General features: G+C 74.7%; 1 protein-coding gene and 1 pseudogene. Both read left to right on the top strand.

What is annotated here, in order from left to right:
- Positions 1-272, top strand: a pseudogene (locus A612_RS12205) (class I SAM-dependent RNA methyltransferase); the annotation flags it as partial.
- 7 nt (positions 273-279) lie between these two features.
- Positions 280-502: PIN domain-containing protein (locus A612_RS12200; protein ID WP_420891031.1), on the top strand; the 223-nt coding region annotated here is incomplete at its 3' end.

The raw sequence follows: 502 nt of genomic DNA, 5'->3' as shown, positions 1-502 counted from the left end.
GGGCGGCCGCCGGCGGCCGGGAGAGCGCGCTGGTGGAGGACGGCGGCGACTTCTTCGCCCAGCTCGCCGCGCATTGGAAGCGCCACTACGCCGGCTGGCAGGCCTGGATGCTCACGCCCGACCTGAAGCTCCCCGGGCGGATGCGCCTCAAGGAGTCGCGCCGCGTGCCGCTGTGGAACGGGCCAATCGAGTGCCGGCTGTTTCGCTTCGACCTGGTGGCGGGCAGCGCGCGCGGCCGCCCCGGTGCTGCAGGCCCCGATGCGCTGGCCTGAGCTGCGCTTGAGCGCCCGGCCGGCGCAGGGCGAAGGCGCCCGCCCCGTGGTGCTGGACAACAACATCGTGCTGGATCTGTTGCTGTTCGCCGATCCGGCTGCTGCTGCGCTGCGCGGGCTGCTGGCTGCGGGCCGGCTGCGCTGGATCGCCACCCAGGCCATGCGCGACGAGCTGGCGTGTGTGCTGCAGTACGCGCACCTGCAGCCGCGCCTGCAGCGGGCCGGCCGGC

This window comes from Melaminivora alkalimesophila, from assembly GCF_000282995.1.
Classification (GTDB): Bacteria; Pseudomonadota; Gammaproteobacteria; order Burkholderiales; family Burkholderiaceae_C; genus Melaminivora; species Melaminivora alkalimesophila.
Note: the sequence above shows the minus strand (reverse complement) of the source record. Positions and strands in the feature narration are given on the sequence as shown.